Source organism: Streptomyces sp. NPDC007095, assembly GCF_040634475.1.
Classification (GTDB): domain Bacteria; phylum Actinomycetota; class Actinomycetes; order Streptomycetales; family Streptomycetaceae; genus Streptomyces.
Window position 1 is genome coordinate 1 of record NZ_JBEYFS010000265.1, and the last position, 15,569, is coordinate 15,569.

At 71.5% G+C, this 15,569-nt stretch carries 12 protein-coding genes and 1 pseudogene; 6 read left to right on the top strand and 7 right to left on the bottom strand.

What is annotated here, in order from left to right; translation table 11 throughout:
• From ABZ656_RS49725 to ABZ656_RS49740, 4 genes are all read right to left on the bottom strand, one after another.
• Window positions 1-411 (bottom strand): hypothetical protein (locus ABZ656_RS49725; protein ID WP_360278128.1); only part of this gene is annotated, 411 nt, incomplete at its 3' end.
• A gap of 3 nt (window positions 412-414) precedes the next feature.
• On the bottom strand, window positions 415-660 hold the full coding sequence (locus ABZ656_RS49730; RefSeq protein ID WP_054234230.1) for a hypothetical protein: 246 nt from the start codon (window positions 658-660) through the stop codon (window positions 415-417).
• Window positions 661-909: 249 nt separating this feature from the next.
• Window positions 910-1,539 carry a hemerythrin domain-containing protein gene (locus tag ABZ656_RS49735; protein WP_360278132.1) on the bottom strand — a complete coding sequence of 210 codons (630 nt, stop codon included), beginning with the start codon at window positions 1,537-1,539 and terminating at the stop codon, window positions 910-912.
• Window positions 1,536-3,161 carry an MFS transporter gene (locus ABZ656_RS49740; RefSeq protein ID WP_360278135.1) on the bottom strand — a complete coding sequence of 542 codons (1,626 nt, stop codon included), beginning with the start codon at window positions 3,159-3,161 and terminating at the stop codon, window positions 1,536-1,538. The genes ABZ656_RS49735 and ABZ656_RS49740 overlap by 4 nt, the downstream gene beginning before the upstream one ends.
• A gap of 173 nt (window positions 3,162-3,334) precedes the next feature.
• Here ABZ656_RS49740 and sigJ point away from each other — a divergent pair, with 173 nt between their 5' ends.
• Both sigJ and ABZ656_RS49750 read left to right on the top strand, forming a co-directional pair.
• The gene (gene sigJ / locus ABZ656_RS49745; protein ID WP_360278138.1) at window positions 3,335-4,312 is read left to right on the top strand and encodes an RNA polymerase sigma factor SigJ; all 978 of its coding nucleotides are present in this window, start codon (window positions 3,335-3,337) and stop codon (window positions 4,310-4,312) included.
• Window positions 4,309-5,856 (top strand): cytochrome bc complex cytochrome b subunit, encoded by a 1,548-nt coding sequence (locus ABZ656_RS49750; RefSeq protein WP_360278141.1) that lies wholly within the window; start codon window positions 4,309-4,311, stop codon window positions 5,854-5,856. Before sigJ ends, ABZ656_RS49750 begins: the two co-directional genes overlap by 4 nt.
• Here ABZ656_RS49750 and ABZ656_RS49755 read toward each other — a convergent pair.
• Window positions 5,767-8,865: a glycoside hydrolase family 2 TIM barrel-domain containing protein gene (locus ABZ656_RS49755; RefSeq protein WP_101402566.1), complete on the bottom strand. Its 3,099-nt coding sequence runs from the start codon at window positions 8,863-8,865 to the stop codon at window positions 5,767-5,769. The genes ABZ656_RS49750 and ABZ656_RS49755 overlap by 90 nt on opposite strands.
• A gap of 254 nt (window positions 8,866-9,119) precedes the next feature.
• Here ABZ656_RS49755 and ABZ656_RS49760 point away from each other — a divergent pair, with 254 nt between their 5' ends.
• The 3 genes from ABZ656_RS49760 (at window position 9,120) to ABZ656_RS49770 (ending at window position 13,419) form a co-directional block, all read left to right on the top strand.
• The gene (locus tag ABZ656_RS49760) at window positions 9,120-11,504 is read left to right on the top strand and encodes a SpoIIE family protein phosphatase (protein WP_101402565.1); all 2,385 of its coding nucleotides are present in this window, start codon (window positions 9,120-9,122) and stop codon (window positions 11,502-11,504) included.
• A 98-nt stretch (window positions 11,505-11,602) separates the two neighbouring features.
• Entirely contained in the window at window positions 11,603-12,859 is a 1,257-nt protein-coding gene (locus tag ABZ656_RS49765; RefSeq protein ID WP_360278152.1) for an arsenic transporter, read from the top strand.
• A 35-nt stretch (window positions 12,860-12,894) separates the two neighbouring features.
• The gene (locus tag ABZ656_RS49770) at window positions 12,895-13,419 is read left to right on the top strand and encodes a universal stress protein (protein WP_101403988.1); all 525 of its coding nucleotides are present in this window, start codon (window positions 12,895-12,897) and stop codon (window positions 13,417-13,419) included.
• On the opposite strand, the gene ABZ656_RS49775 is transcribed toward ABZ656_RS49770, so the two are convergent.
• Window positions 13,349-14,305, bottom strand: a complete 957-nt coding sequence (locus tag ABZ656_RS49775) for a helix-turn-helix domain-containing protein (RefSeq protein WP_360278146.1) — start codon at window positions 14,303-14,305, stop codon at window positions 13,349-13,351. The two genes, ABZ656_RS49770 and ABZ656_RS49775, sit on opposite strands and share 71 nt — an antisense overlap.
• Before the next feature lie 64 nt (window positions 14,306-14,369).
• Between ABZ656_RS49775 and ABZ656_RS49780 the strand changes: the two genes are divergently transcribed.
• Complete coding sequence (locus ABZ656_RS49780) at window positions 14,370-15,179, top strand: phytanoyl-CoA dioxygenase family protein (protein WP_360278149.1); 810 nt, start codon at window positions 14,370-14,372, stop codon at window positions 15,177-15,179.
• Window positions 15,180-15,181: 2 nt separating this feature from the next.
• On the opposite strand, the pseudogene ABZ656_RS49785 reads toward ABZ656_RS49780, so the two are convergent.
• A pseudogene (locus ABZ656_RS49785) lies at window positions 15,182-15,502 on the bottom strand (helix-turn-helix transcriptional regulator); the annotation flags it as partial.
• Between the last annotated feature and the right edge of the window lie 67 nt (window positions 15,503-15,569).

Consider the following 15,569-nt stretch of genomic DNA (forward strand, 5'->3'; position numbering starts at 1 on the left):
GTCTCGTCCTCGAAGAGCGGGGCGTCGGGAGAGCACCCGTACGCGTTGTTGACCAGGACGTGCCGCGCCGTAGACGTCGGTCTTGCCGGAGATCAGATCCCGGGCGAGATCGACGAGCGCCCCGTAGGGCGGGTCGATCCCGACACCGCTGACGAACATGTACGCCACCGCCGCCGAACAGGCGAAACGGGCGTTGGCGGCCGGTAGCGGCTTCAGCAGGGCCAGGGTGTGCAGGAGAGCGGCGGCGCGCCAGGCCGGGTCGGAGTCGACTCCGAGGCGGGGCGGGTCGACGCGGTGCCGGGCCACGGCGGCGACCAGGGCCGAGAAGTCGCTGACCGTGGGCTGGTCGGGCAGTACCTCTTCGTGGCGCTGCAACAGCCACGGCACGTCGATATGGATGACGGGAGCCATCGCTCAGGCGGCCCGTCCCTCGCCCCTGCCGGGAGGTTCGTCCTCGGGGAAGGCGGCCGCGAACTCGTCGGCGTGCGCCGTGAAGAAGCGGCGGAACACCTCCGCGCCCTCCTTCAGCGCCCGGTGCCGCACGATGTCGGCCGCAGCGGCCTCGCGCACCAGGGCCTTCATCGACGTACCGCGCTCTTTGGCGATCTGCCGGAGGTCCTCGAGTTCGCGGTCACTGAACTCCACATTCAAGGCGGGCATGCCGCCACGGTACCGCGAGGGTACTTACTCGTAAATATCCCCTGCTCAAGAGGTATGCGCAGCGGTACCGCGAGCCGATTCGGCGAGGCTGCTCGCAGGCCGCCCCCGCAGGCTGCCCGAGCCGGCCCGTGGGCCGCGCCAGGAGGGCTGGGAGCACTGCCTGGACCGGCTCGCCGTACGGACGCCCGGCGGCGGCCCCGGCCCGGACAGGGGGATGGAGCAGAACCCCGCCCGAGCGCTTCAGGCCTCTCAGGCCCCCCACAGCCCGCGCCTGCGGTAACCCGCCTCCCAGAACAGCTTGTTGAGGACCCGTACGGGCGGGGGCAGCGCGCCGAGGAACCGGGCGCGGTCGGCGGCCGGCGCTCCGTCCACGATCCACGGTACGAAGAGCGCGGCCCCGCGCACGCCCTGCGTCTTTCGGATGCGACCGGTGAACGCGCCCCAGTCCGCGGGCGTCAGCACCTCCCGGATGAGTGGCAGGGCGCTCTCCTCCTCATGGGCGAGGTGTTCGTCGAGGGCCGACGCCAACGAGCGGACCAGCGCGGGGAGTTCGGCCGACCGGTCCTTGAGGGCCGAGTCGACGGCGGTGAGCTGCGGGTCGAGGAGGGCGTGCTCCGCCTCCATCTCGGCGAGGAGGGCGACGTCCCGGGGCCGGCCCGCGACCTTGCGCTCCACGCGCGGCCACAGATCGCTGTCCTCGGCGGTGTGGTGGATGTGCAGCTGATGCCTGAAGTTGTCCCAGCCCGCGCGGACCTGGGGGGTGAAGGCGGTGCCGTCGGCCGCCGCGTCGCCGAGGCGTGCCAGGTCGCGACGGAAGGCGTCGTGGGCTGCGTACATGACGGTGAGGTCGACGGTGCCGGCCGCGGCTTCGGTGGTCATGAGGTCGCTTCCTCCAGTTCGAGTTCGTGGACGGGCAGGGCGTGCGGGTTGGCCGACGGGCCGCGGTGACGGCGTACGGCGAGACAGGCGAGCGCGCCGGTCAGCAGGACGGCGGCCGAGACCAGGACGGCGGGACCCATGGCGTGCACGAAGCCGTGGCCGAAGACCTCGGCGCCCAGCGCGCGCATGCGGTCGGCGATGTCGTGCGGTACGCCCTCCGGCAGCCGCGCCGCCTGGCGCGCGTTCACATCGGTCCCCGCCTGGGAGAAGCCGCCGACGAAGCCGTCGCGGTACGCGGCGGGCAGATGTCCGGCGCGCTCTCGGGCCTGGTCGGTGAGCGAGGAGGCGAGCCGGGCCTGGAGCACGGCGCCGACGACGGCGCCCGCGAGCACCGAACCGACCTGCCGCAGCGCGTTGTTGACGCCGGACGCCGCTCCGGAGAGCTTCGCCGGTACGTTGCGCATGACCTCCGTGGCCATCGGTGCGAAGGTGCAGCCCGCGCCCAGACCCGCGAGGAAGAGAGGGAAGGCGACCGCCGTCCAGCTCGACCCGACGTCGGCCGCGGCCACGATCCACACCAGGGCCGCCGTCCAGGCGAGCAGCCCGGTCATCAGGATGAACTTGCCGCCGATCTTGTCCGCGAGGACTCCGGCGGGCCCGGCCATCACGAACGAGCCGAGCGCGAGAGGCAGCAGCACGAGCCCGGACTTGAGCGCGCTGAAGCCCAGTACGGACTGCAGATAGATCGTCAGCGGCAGGAACATCCCGACGATGCCGAAGGACACGGTGACGCCCACGAAGTTGATGAGGGTGAAGTTGCGGTCCTTGAACAGTGAGAAGGGGACGAGCGGGTCGTCGCCCTGCTGGCCGCGCTCATGGCCGAGGAAGGCGGCGAAGAGGAGTGCCGCCGCGCCGAACAGCGACCAGATCCAGGCGTTCCAGTCGTAGCGCTGTCCCTCGGTCAGGCCGAAGGCCAGGCAGAACAGGGTTCCCGAGGCGAGCAGTACACCCAGGGTGTCGAAGCGGTGGCGTACGGTGCGCCGTGAACCGGGGATGATCGCCGCGGCGAGGCCCAGCACCACGACCCCGAGCGGCAGGTTCACGAAGAAGATCCACCGCCAGTCGAGGTGGGTGATCAGCGCGCCGCCGATGATCGGGCCGAGGGCGCCCGAGACGCCCGCGACCACGCCCCAGATGCCCATCGCGGCGCCCCGCCGGTCGGCCGGGAACACCTCCGCGATGATCGACAGGGTCTGCGGCATGAGCAGCGCCGCGCCCAGGCCCTGGACCGCGCGGAACGCGATCAGCTCCGCCGGATTCTGCGCGAGGCCGCAGGCGAGGCTGGCGAGGGTGAAGAGGGCGACGCCCGCGAGGAACAGGTTGCGTTTGCCGCGCAGGTCTCCGAGGCGACCCGCGGTGATCATCAGGACGGCCAGGGCGAGGGTGTAGGCGTTGACGACCCACAGGATCTCGTCGAGGGAGGCGTCGAGGTCCTGGCCCATGTCGGGGATCGCGATGTTCACGATCGTCAGGTCGAGCAGGGTCATGAAGAAGCCCAGGGAAAGCGTGATGAGGATCGCCCATGGGTTGCCGTGCCACTTGTCGTGCCACTTCTTGAACACGGTGTCTGTCTCCTTGTGTCGAGGCATCGGACTCGCGGTCAAGAGGGCGTGGGCTTCGACCGGTGTGACGCCCGGCGGGCGTCATGAGACGTACGTCACATTTCGACCTCCGGACGTCACATTCGGGCCCGCTTCTCCCCTCGCAGTAGTGAGCACACCAAGGGAGGCATGGCATGTCCGAAAGCCCCGCGACCGGGACGGTCGACGGCGCGACGCAGGTGTTCGTCGACCACCGCGAGCTGCTCTTCGCGATCGTCTACAACATCCTCGGAGGCGTCGCCGACACCGACGACGTGCTCCAGGAGACCTGGCTGTCCTGGACGGGCCGCGCCCACCGCACCCCGCTGGAGGGCATCACCAACCCCCGCGCCTATCTCGTACGCATCGCCGTGAACCACGCGCTCGCGCGGCGCGCCGCGATCAGCCGCCGCCGTGAGACGTATGTGGGCCCCTGGCTGCCGGAGCCGCTGCTCGACGAACCCGCCCCCGAGGACTCGGCCGACGACCGGGCCCTGCGCTCGGAGTCGGTGTCGCTGGCGATGCTCGTGGTCCTGGAGTCCCTCACCCCGCTGGAGCGCGCGGTCTTCGTCCTCAACGAGGTGTTCGGCTACGCGCACACCGAGATCGCGGAGGTCATCGACCGCAGCCCTGCGGCGGTACGCCAGCTCGCGCACCGCGCCCGGGAGCACGTGCACGCCCGTCGGCCGCGCTACCAGGCCCATCCGCGCGTCCGTCGGCAGGCGACCGAGCGCTTCGTCGAGGCCGCGCTCGGCGGGGACATCGCGGCGCTGATGGAGATCCTGGCACCGGACGTCACGGTGTGGACGGACGGAGGCGGCAAGGCCTCGGGCGGGCTGCGTCCGGTGCACGGCCGGGACAAGGCGGCGCGGCTGTTCGCCGGTTACGCCACCCGGCGCGGCACCGGCTTCGACCTCCGCTACCGGCGCGTCAACGGCGACGACTCCGCCGTGCTCTTCGAGGGCGAGTCGCCGTACGCGGTCATGGTCATGGACCTCACCGCGGACGGTGAGCAGGTGTCAGGCGTCTACATCGTCACCAATCCCGAGAAGCTCGCGCATGTGCGGCGCGACGAAGAGAACCAGGAGTCCGGTGCCGACGAGACCAGGGTCGAGGAGGGGGAGCGCGCATGACCGCCACGGACCACCGGCCCGCGAAGGCGTCCTCCGGCGAACGCGTCGCCGACTGGTTCGACGGCCGGCTCGGTGTGTACGCCCTCGGCAGGCGCTATCTGCGCAAGGTCTTCCCGGACCACTGGTCCTTCCTCCTCGGCGAGATCTGCCTCTACAGCTTCGTCGTACTGATCCTCACCGGGGTGTACCTGACCCTGTTCTTCCACCCCTCCATGAACGAGGTGACGTACCACGGCGGTTACGTCCCCCTGAACGGCATCCGGATGTCGGAGGCGTACGCCTCGACGCTCCACATCAGCTTCGACGTACGCGGCGGACTGCTGGTCCGGCAGCTGCACCACTGGGCCGCGCTGGTCTTCCTCGCCGCGATGCTGACGCACATGATGCGGCACTTCTTCACGGGCTCGTTCCGCAGGCCCCGCGAGGTGAACTGGGTGTTCGGCTGGACACTGTTGCTCCTCGGTCTGTTCGAGGGCCTCTTCGGCTACTCGCTGCCGGACGACCTGCTGTCCGGGACGGGGCTCAGGTTCGTGGACGGGGCGGTCCTGTCGGTTCCGGTGGTCGGCACGTATCTGTCGTTCTTCCTGTTCGGCGGGGAGTTCCCCGGCCACGACATCGTGGCCCGCTTCTACTCGCTGCACGTCCTGCTGATTCCGGGGATCATGGCGGCGCTCGTCGTCGTGCATCTGATCCTCGTCGTGTACCACAAGCACACCCAGTTCGCGGGCCCCGGGAAGAGCGAACGCAACGTCGTGGGCTCCCCGTTCCTGCCGGTCTACCTGGCGAAGGCGGGCGGCTTCTTCTTCCTGGTGTTCGGTGTCCTCGCGCTGATCTCGGCGGTCGCGACCATCAACCCGGTCTGGTCGTACGGCCCTTACCGCGCCGACCAGGTGTCGACGGGCGCCCAGCCGGACTGGTACCTGGGCTTCGCCGAGGGCCTGGTGCGCGTCATGCCGGGCTGGGAGATCACCGTGGCCGGGCACACGTTCGTGCTCGGCGTGCTGATCCCGATCGTCGTCTTCCCGCTGCTGCTGGTCGCCATCGGCGTGTACCCGTTCGTCGAGTCGTGGGTCACGGGAGACCGGCGTGAGCATCATCTTCTCGACCGCCCGCGCAACCGGCCGGTCCGTACGTCGATCGGAGCGGCGTGGATCAGCCTCTATCTGATCCTGCTCGCGGGCGGCGGCAACGACATCGTGGCCACGCGCTTCCATCTGTCGATCAACACCGTCACCTGGGCGGTGCGGATCTCCGTGTTCGTCGTCCCGGCCGTCGTCTTCGTGGTCACCCGCCGCATCTGCCTGGGGCTGCAGCTGCGGGACCGGGAACTGGTGGCGCACGGCCGTGCGACCGGCGTCGTCAAACGCCTGCCGCACGGCGAGTACGTCGAGGTGCACCGCCCGCTCGACCCGGCCGAACTCCACACGCTGACCGAGCACGGGCACCGGGACTCGTCAGACCACCGGGACCTCCAGACGGCTGATCCGCAGCCCGCCCTCGGCGGCGCCCGGATGCCCGCTCGCCATGAGGAGCCGCAGCCGTGAGCCGCGTACCCCGTCGAAGGTGATCACGGTCGGCGCGTCGGACGCGGTGGCCCAGTCGACGGCGGTTCCCTTCACCGGCACATACCGCTTGCCGTCCCACACCGCGACCTCGACGGACGCCGGCAGTGCGTGCGTCGCGTCGACGGTGAAGGAGACCTCGACGCGGTCGACCGCGCGGGCACGGGCCCAGGCGACCGAGACCCAGTCCTCGGGGCGGGCCCCGTTGAAGGCGGGCAGCAGGGCCGTCGCCGACTTGTAGAAGGCGTTGGACCACCCCGTCGCCGCGTCCCCGTCGAGCATGGCGGCGGGCAAAGTGTCCGGGCGGCCGGAGTAACTGGCGTCCGCGAGCGGGTCGTTCGGGGCGCCGGGGCCCGGGTCCGGCCGGAAGGCGGCGGGCGGCGTGGTCGCCTTCGAGCGTGCCGAGGTGGTGCGTACGCCGAGGGTGGCGCCCCGCACTCCCTCGGAGCGGGCCGTCACCTTCAGCGAGCCCGGCCGCGTCCCGGATCGTACGATCGCGAGTGCCTTGCCGTGGAAAGCCGTTCGGGTGCTCGCCTGATAGCGCTCGGCGCTCTCCTCCCGGCCGTTGTCGAGCCCGGCGAGCGAGCCGCCGTCGATGTCGAAGGCGATCAGGTGCTCCGCGTCGGGCACCACCACACCACGGACGTCGACGACCTCGGCCGTTACGAAGACCAGGGACCTGCCGTCGGCGGCGAGCGACTTGCGGTCGGGCGTGAGCCGTATCGCGTGCGGCGCCCCGGCGGTGCGCAGGACGTCCGTGGCGACGGTACGGCCTTCGCGGCGGGCCACCGCCTTCAACTCACCCGGCTCGTAGGGCACTTTCCAGGTGAGGTGGAGCTTGCCCGCGCTGCCGTTCGGGCTGGTGTAACTGCCCGGGTAGGGACCCGAGGTGAAGGTCTTGTCGTCGCCGGTCGCCTCGGTCGTCTCCAGATAGGTACGGCCGTCGGTGGTCGTCTTGGTGTCGAACTTCCGTGTGCCGAGGGACTTCCCGTTGAGGAAGAGCTCCACAGTGTCGACGTTCGCGTACGCCCAGACCTCGACCGTGTCGCCCGCCTCGTGGTTCCAGGTCATGGGCACCAGATGGACCATGGGCTCGCTCACCCACTGGCTCCTGAACAGGTGGTACATGTCCTTGGGGAAGCCCGCCGTGTCGACCGCGCCGAAGAAGGACGCCTTCACCGGGAACACGTCGTACGGCGTCGGCTCCCCGATGTAGTCGATGCCCGACCACAGGAACTCCCCCGCGAACCACTTGCGGTCCCGGTCCTTCTTGTGCCCGTACTCGCCGCTCATCGTCCAGGACGCGAGGTTGTTGTCGTACGAGGAGACCGCGCGCCGGCCCGGAGTGTGGTTCTCGCCGGTGTTGAGGTGCTCCGGCTCCTGATAGGCGGAGCGGGTCGAGGTCTCGGACGACGACTCCGACTCGAAGAGGAAGAGGTGCGGATAGGCGGCGTGCAAGGCGTCCACAGACTGAGCGGTGTTGTAGTTCAGACCGAGCCCGTCCAGCTTGGCGAGCATGAGGTCGGCAGCGGAGCCCTTCGTGGGCACGCGGCGGTATTTGTCCGAGCCGATGACCAGCGGCCTGGTGTCGTCCGCCGCCTTGATCGCGGCGATGATCCGGTCCGCCATCGCGAGGCCCGGGGTGGAGGTGGAGTCGGGGATCTCGTTGCCGATGGACCACAGGACTACGGCGGGCGAGTTGCGGGCCGCGAGGACCATCTCGGTGGCGTCCTTCTCGCACCACTCGTCGAAGAACCGGCCGTAGTCGTACCTCGTCTTGCCGGTCCGCCAGCAGTCGAAGGCCTCCACCATCATCACGATGCCCAGCTCCTCGCAGACCTGGATCATCTGCGGCGAGGGCGGGTTGTGCGAGGTACGGAAGGCGTTGACACCCATCGACTTCATGATGGTCATCTGCCGGCGTACGGCGTCGACGCTGATCGCGGCGCCCAGCGCGCCCTGGTCGTGGTGCAGGTCGACGCCCTTGATCTTGGCGTGGACGCCGTTGAGGTGGAAGCCCTCGTCCGGGTCGAAGCGGAACGTGCGGATGCCGAAGGGGGTGCGGCAGGTGTCGACCGTCGCGCCGCCGACCCGCAGTTCGGTCTCCAGGGTGTAGCGGTGGCCGGGGGTCGCGAAGTCCCACAACCGGGGCTTGGCGACGGTGAGTTCATGGGTCTCGTCCGCGCGGCCGGTGACCGGGACCGTGGTGGACGTACGGGCCGCCGTACGGCCGTCGGGGTCGACGATCCGCGAGATCACCTGGACGTCGGCGGCGGCACCGGACTCGTTGACGACGGTCGTCCGCACCCGTACGGCCGCCCGCTCCGCCGTGATGTCCGGCGTGGTGACATACGTGCCCCAGCGCTGGACGTGCACCGGTTCGGTGACCACGAGCCGCGCCTCGCGGTAGATGCCACTGCCCGAGTACCAGCGGCTGCTGGGCAGTTGGTTCCGCACCTGCACCGCGATGACGTTCTCGGTGGTGCCGTCCGTGTGCAGCAGACCGGTGAGGTCGAGGGCGAACCCCGTGTAGCCGTAGGGGTGACGGCCGACCTCCTCGCCGTTGCAGTAGACGTGCGAGTCCATGTAGACGCCGTCGAACTCCACGGAGATCCGTCGGCCGGCGAGGGCGGGCGGCAGCGTGAAGGTGGTGCGATACCAGCCGAGACCGCCCGGGAAGAAGCCGGTGCCACTGGTGGTTCCGTGCTCCGTGGTGGGGGTCTGTTCGATGCTCCAGTCGTGCGGAACGGAGACTTCCCGCCACGCCGAGTCGTCGTAGCCGGGCTGCTCGGCGCCCTCGTACGCGCCGGTGGGGTCGGTGATCCCACCCGGGTCGACCAGCGCGAACCGCCAGCCGTCGCGCAGCTCGACCGAGCGGCGGCCCGCGGCGCGCCCCGGCGAGTCCGCCCAGGCGTCGGCGGCGCCCAGGAGCGATCCGGCCGCGGGTACGGCGGTTCCTGCGATCAATACCGATCTTCGAGTGACCGTCATGGCGGCTCTCCCTAATCAAGGGCCCATAAGTCATCACAACTGATCGTGAACAAACAGATTCTGACGGGGTGACACACCGGCCCGTCAAGGGTGCGGCACCCACTTCCGCCCCGCGCACCACATCGGCCGGAATCCGTCGTACCGATGCACCCCTGGGGCCGCCCGTGTACCGGGTGCGGAACGCACGTACGCACTAGGCTGGAACCTGAGTGACGCGCCTGTTCACTGTGAGTGTCCGCAATGGAGTGGCGACGATGAGCCCGGTCCACCCGCTCGACGAGGCTGCCACGGCACGGGCGGTCATCGACGGGAACGGCACCCTGCTCCGATGGAGCGAAGGGGCCCGCCGTCTACTGGGTTATGCCCCGGAGGAGGTCGAGGGGCGGCCGGCCGCCGATCTGCTGGCCACGGGCATGCCCGTACCGGCCGAACTCACCGGTAACCGCTGGAACGGCAGTCTCGACCTGCGCCACCGCGACGGACACACCGTCTCCGTGTGGCTGCTCGCCCACCGCAGGAGACCGAAGGACGGCGGCCCGGCCACCTGGCTGGTGGTCACCCCGCTGGAGGCCCGCGGCCCGCGCTCGCCGGACGACCCGCTGACGACGGCGGTGCTGGCGCAGTCCCCGTGCCCGATGGCGGTCTACGACGACCGACTGCGCCTGTTCGGGGTGAACGACGCGATGGCCGACGTGATCGGCCTCCCCGAGTCCCGCATCCAGGGCCTCAGGATCTCTGAGATCGGCGGCAAGGAGGAGAGCGAGCACCTCGAGACCCAGCTGCACGAGGTGCTCGTCTCCGGAACCGGTCGTGACGTGGAGACGTTCATGCAGACGGGCGGCGAATACCACGCGCACGCCTGGATGGCCCGTATCGCCCCGCTGACCGACACCGACGGCCGGGTGCGGGGGGTATGCCTGGCCGCGCACGACTTCACCGAGCAGTACAACGCCCGGGAGCGACTGCAACTCGTCAACGAGGCCAGCGTCCGCATCGGCACCACCCTCGACGTCACCCGCACGGCCCAGGAGCTCGCCGACGTCTGCGTACCCGCCCTCGCCGACTTCGTCAGGGTCGATCTGCTGGATCCGCCCGAGCACGGGGGCGAGCCCCACCCGGAGCCACCGACCGCGCCGATCACGCTGCGCCGCGCCGCCCACCGGTCGGTGAACCCCGGCTGCCCGGAGGCTGTCGTCAAGCCCGGCCAGGTCGACGTCTACCCCGCGCACTCGCCGCAGGCGGACTCCCTCACGGCCGGCCGGACGATCGTGGCGCCCGACGACACCGCCACGCTGGCGGAGTGGCTCTCCTGGGACGACGTGCGAGCCGCGCGCATCGCCGAGCTCGGCCTGCACACCAGCATGTCGGTGCCGATCAAGGCCCGCGGCCAGACCCTCGGGGTGGCCGTCCTCACCCGGTTCCGGCACCCCGGTCCCTTCACCCCCGAAGACGTGCTGCTGGCCGAGGAGGTGACGGCGAGGGCCGGCGTCTGCATCGACAACGCCCGGCGCTTCTCGCGCGAGCGCGAGACCGCCCTCGCCCTCCAGCGCAGCCTGCTCCCCCAGTCGCTGCCCCGGACGGCGGCCCTGGAGGCGGCCTCGCGCTATCTGCCCGCCGCGCGGGCCGGGGTGGGCGGCGACTGGTTCGACGTGATCCCGCTGTCCGGGATGCGGGTCGCCATGGTCGTCGGAGACGTCGTCGGCCACGGCATCACGGCCTCCGCCACCATGGGACGGCTGCGCACCGCCGTCCGTACGCTCGCCGACATCGACCTCGCCCCCGACGAACTGCTCACCCACCTCGACGACCTCGTCGTACGGCTCTCCACGGAGGCCGGCGCGGAGGGCACCACCGGCGAGGTCGGCGCGACCTGCCTGTACGCGGTGTACGACCCGATCTCGCGGCGCTGCTCCCTCGCCCGGGCCGGCCATCCCCCGCCCGTCATGCTCCCGCCCGGCGGCCCGCCCCGGCAGATCGACCTGCCGGCCGGTCCGGCGCTGGGCCTGGGCGGACTGCCCTTCGAGTCCGTCGAGCTCGCCCTGCCCGAGGGCACGGTGCTCGCGCTGTTCACCGACGGCCTGATCGAGAACCGCGAGCGGGACGTCGAGGCCAACCACGAGCTGATGTGCCGTGCCCTGGCGGAGTCCGCGGACTCCCTGGAAGGTGCCTGCCACACCATTCTGCGGACCCTGCTTCCGGCGGGCGGGGCCCAGGACGACGTGGCACTGCTGCTCGCCCGGACCCACGGGCTCGCGCCCTCCCAGGTGGCGACCTGGGACATTCCCGCCGACCCCGCCCTGGTCGCGCCGATCCGCAAGCAGGTCGTCGACCAGCTCGACGTCTGGGGGCTGAGCGCGGCAGCGTTCACGGCCGAGCTCGTGGTGAGCGAGCTGGTCACCAACGCGATCCGGTACGGCGAGCCGCCCATCCGGCTGCGGCTCATCCACGACTCCGAGACCCTGATCTGCGAGGTCTCCGACGGCAGCCACACCGCGCCGCATCTGCGCCGGGCCAAGACCTACGACGAGGGCGGGCGCGGCCTGCTGCTGGTCGCGCAGCTCACCCAGCGCTGGGGCAGCCGCCACACGGCCGACGGCAAGACGATCTGGGCGGAGCTGACGCTCCTCGGGGAGTTCTGACGACATCGGCGCAGGCCCGAAGGGTCGGTGAGCGGGGCGGGGGGCGGCGTCTGATGTGATGGCCGGGCACCACAACTTGTGTCCCGGAGGACCGAACCCTGAACACCCCGCTCGCCGAATCACTGTCCGTCGTCCTGCTCGTCGCCGTCCTGGTCTGCGCGGTGGTCCGCCCGTTCGGCTGGCCCGAGGCGGTCGTCGCGGCCCCGGCGGCCCTGCTGGTGATCGCCACCGGCGCGATCTCCTGGGACCACGCAGGCGCGGAGGCGGGTCACCTCGGTCCGGTGATCGGCTTCCTGGCGGCGGTGCTGGTACTCGCCAAGTTCTGCGACGACGAGGGGCTCTTCCACGCCTGCGGCGCGTGGATGGCCCGCTGGGCGGCGGGGCGGCCTGGGCGCCTGCTGACCGCGGTCTTCGCGCTCGCCTCGGCGATCACCGCGGTGCTCAGCCTGGACGCCACCATCGTGCTGCTCACCCCGGTCGTGTTCGCCACCGCCGCCCGGATGGGCGCCCGCCCGAAGCCGCACGTGTACGCCTGCACCCATCTGTCGAACACGGCCTCGCTGCTGCTGCCGGTCTCCAACCTCACCAATCTGCTCGCCTTCACCGCGAGCGGTCTCAGTTTCACCCGGTTCGCGGCGCTGATGGTGCTGCCGTGGCTGGTCGCCGTCGCGGCCGAGTACGTGGTCTTCCGGCGCTTCTTCGCCGGCGACCTGGCCGCGGCCGTGCCCGAGCCGACGACCGGGGAGCCGCCGGAGCTGCCCCTGTTCGCGCTGGTCACCGTGGGCTGCACGCTGGCGGGGTTCGTCCTCGCCTCCGCGCTGGGCGTGAACCCCGCCTGGTCCGCCGCGGCGGGGGCACTGGTGCTCGCCACGCGGGCCCTGCTGCGCGGGCGCGCCACCCCGCTCACCGTGGTGAGGGCCGCCGCTCCGGCCTTCCTCGTGTTCGTGCTCGCGCTGGGCATCGTCGTCCGGGCGGTGGTCGACAACGGACTCTCCGACGCCCTCGGGCATCTCTTCCCGGACGGCAGCGGACTGCCCGCGCTGCTCGGGATCGCGGCGCTCGCCGCCGTACTCGCCAATCTCATCAACAACCTGCCCGCGGTCCTGGTGCTGCTGCCGCTGGCCGCCACGTCCGGCTCCGGCGCGGTGCTGGCGGTCCTGCTGGGGGTCAACATCGGCCCCAACCTCACCTACGCCGGATCCCTGGCGACCCTGTTGTGGCGGCGTATCGTGCAGGAGCACGACCACGGCGTCGATCTGCGGGAGTTCACCCGGCTGGGTCTGATCGCCGTGCCGGCGGCGCTGGTTCCCGCCGTACTGGCACTGTGGTTCTCGCTCCAGGTCATCGGGGGCTGAGCCGTCGCACACATGAGGGCCGGAGGCTGATGCTCATGCGGGTCGTCGTGTGGCTCGTCGAGGGGACCTGGCCGGCCTGCGTGGACGCCGTGCGCACGCACGCCCCGCAGGCGACCGAGGTCGTGCTGCTGCACGTCAGTGAACCCGGGGTGCCCGGACTGGCGCACGGCGCCTTCGCCGGGCTGCTCGGCCGTGGGCACGCCGAGCGCGATCCCGGCAACCGGCTGGAGGACCTCGGCGCCCGGTCGGCGGCGGGGCTGCTCGACGCGGCGGCCGAGCGCCTCGGCCGCCCCTTCACCCGTCAGGAACGCACCGGGCGCGCGGAGCGCGAGGTGGTCGCCGCCGCCGAGGGCGCCGATCTGCTCGTGGTGGCCCGGGACGGCGACCGGGCCCGGCTCGGACCGCACAGCCTGGGCCGGGCCGGGCGGTTCGTCGTCGACCACGCGCCGTGCCCGGTGCTGCTGATCTGGCCCGAGGCCACGCCCGCCGTCACGACGATCCCGCCGCACCCCCCGCATGCTCCGGATCCCCCGCATCACCCGCATCCGCCGCACTCCTAGCGGTGCCCTTCCGGTAGGCGCCCGGTGGAGTCCCGTAGCGCTGCCGGAAGACCCGGCTGAAGTGGAAGCCGCTGGTGAATCCGGAGGCCACTGCCACCCGTTCCACGGGGAGCTCGGTGGCCTCCAGCAGCCGGGCCGCGTGCAGCAGCCGGGCCTCGCGCAGCGCCCGCATCGGGGAGCGGCCGAGTTGCTCGGTGAAGAGGTGGGCGAACCGGGACGGTGAGAGCGCGACCGCCCTGGCCAGCGAGCGGACGGTGTGGGGCGCGCCCGGGTCCGCGGCGATCACCGCCTCCGCGTGGCGGACGCGGGCGTCGAGATCGGGGCGGTGGCGCTCCGCCCGGGCGGCGGCGAGCAGCACGATCTCCTCCAGGGAGCACAGGGCCAGTTCCCGGGCGGCGGTGCCGTGCGCGACCGCGACCTCGCCCGGGGCGGGCTCCGCGCCCCCGGGCGGCGGGCCCTCTCCCGTCCAGCGGGCGTCGGTGAGCATCCGGCGGAACGCCGCTTCGATACGTTCCCGGGCGGGCGCGGGTCCGACGGCGTACAGGCCGTCGTCGAGGGCGTAGGACCGCAGCCATCCGGTCCAGGACGGGCGGGCCTGGCAGTGCGCCCACCAGAACGCCCAGTGTCCGGCGCCGTGTTCGACGGCGTAGCGCTGCGGCACGCCGGGCCCCAGGACCACCAGGTCTCCGGCGCCGGCCGTCGTCCGGGCCGTCCCCTGCCGGAACCATCCCCGTCCGCCGGTGGTCCAGGTGAACAGCCAACTGTCGCTGCCCCCAGGCCGGTCGACGCGGTATCCCGGTCCCTGGTCGAAGCGCCCGACGGTCACCAGACCCGGCGGCGGGGACGGGGCAGCAGGCTCGGGCAACTCCTCAGCACGCACGGGCATCCTCCCGGAAGGCTCGTCGACCTAGCGTGAAGCACCTGGGACTCCGGTGAGAAGGGACGGTCGGATGACAGTCACGGACATGAGCGGGCCGCGGTGGTCGGACTTCGAGGAGAACGGGTTCGTGGTGGCGCGCGGCCTGTTCACCGGCGCCGAGATCGACGAGCTGTGCGCGGAGTTCACGGCCCTGCACGCCGCCGGGCCGGTCCCGGGGCACTTCGAACCCCGGGCCACCAGCGCCGGCGCTCCGGCGGATCCGCTGGACGCCCATCCCCGGGTCATGCACCCGCACCGCATCAACGAGCTGTCCCTGCGCCGCCTCCTCGATCCCCGGTTGCGGGAGATCCTGGAGATCCTGCTCGGCGAGGAGGTCCTGGCGGCGCAGAGCATGTTCTACTTCAAGCCGCCCGGGGCCCGAGGGCAGGCACTGCACCAGGACAACTTCTATCTGCGGGTCGAGCCGGGCACCTGCGTGGCCGCCTGGATCGCCTGCGACGCGATCGACCGGGAGAACGGCGGCCTGGAAGTGGTGCCGGGCACGCACCGCATGGACCTGTTCTGTCCTCAGGAGGCGGACGCGGAGCTGTCCTTCGTACGGGAGTACGTCCCGCCGCCGCCCGGTCTGGCCGCCGTGCCCGTCGACATGGCACCGGGCGACGTGCTGTTCTTCAACGGCAGTCTGGTGCACGGCTCCGGGCCCAACCGCAGCGCCGACCGCTTCCGCCGCTCCTTCATCGGCCATTACGTCGGCCGCTCCACCCATCACATCGGCCGCCATTACCCCACGCTGACGATGGGCGGTGATCCCGTCGCCCTGGCCGAGAGCCAGGGTGCGGGCCCGTGCGGCACGGAGTTCGCCCCGGCGGCACCGCACTGATGTCATTCCCCCGGCTCGGGCAGCGCGTCGCGGAGCTGGGCGCGGGAGGTGATGCCGAGCTTGGGGAAGATCCGGTAGAGGTGGAAGCCGACCGTGCGGGGCGAGAGGAAGATCCGTTCGCCGATCTCCCGGTTGGTCAGGCCCGCGGCGGCGAGGCGGGCGATCTGCAACTGCTGCGGGGTGAGTTCGGCGAGGCCGTCCGAGGAGCCGGCCGACGCGCTCGCCGGGGTGACGCCCGCGGCGCGCAGTTCGGCGCGGGTGCGGTCCGTCCAGGGGCGGGTGCCGAGCCGTTCGAAGACCTCCAGCGCCGCGGCGAGCAGGGGGTGCTCTCCCTGGCCGTCGTCGGCTTCATCTGGGAGATCATCTACAACCCCGACACCGGGCTACTCA

Excerpts from the sequence above, each read along its gene's own strand:
- ABZ656_RS49780 (WP_360278149.1), top strand. The coding sequence starts at position 14,370 with ATGACAGTCACGGACATGAGCGGGCCGCGGTGGTCGGACTTCGAGGAG.
- ABZ656_RS49755 (WP_101402566.1), bottom strand. The coding sequence starts at position 8,865 with ATGACGGTCACTCGAAGATCGGTATTGATCGCAGGAACCGCCGTACCC.
- sigJ (WP_360278138.1), top strand. The coding sequence starts at position 3,335 with ATGTCCGAAAGCCCCGCGACCGGGACGGTCGACGGCGCGACGCAGGTG.
- ABZ656_RS49730 (WP_054234230.1), bottom strand. The coding sequence starts at position 660 with ATGCCCGCCTTGAATGTGGAGTTCAGTGACCGCGAACTCGAGGACCTC.
- ABZ656_RS49750 (WP_360278141.1), top strand. The coding sequence starts at position 4,309 with ATGACCGCCACGGACCACCGGCCCGCGAAGGCGTCCTCCGGCGAACGC.
- ABZ656_RS49770 (WP_101403988.1), top strand. The coding sequence starts at position 12,895 with ATGCGGGTCGTCGTGTGGCTCGTCGAGGGGACCTGGCCGGCCTGCGTG.
- ABZ656_RS49760 (WP_101402565.1), top strand. The coding sequence starts at position 9,120 with ATGAGCCCGGTCCACCCGCTCGACGAGGCTGCCACGGCACGGGCGGTC.
- ABZ656_RS49735 (WP_360278132.1), bottom strand. The coding sequence starts at position 1,539 with ATGACCACCGAAGCCGCGGCCGGCACCGTCGACCTCACCGTCATGTAC.
- ABZ656_RS49775 (WP_360278146.1), bottom strand. The coding sequence starts at position 14,305 with ATGCCCGTGCGTGCTGAGGAGTTGCCCGAGCCTGCTGCCCCGTCCCCG.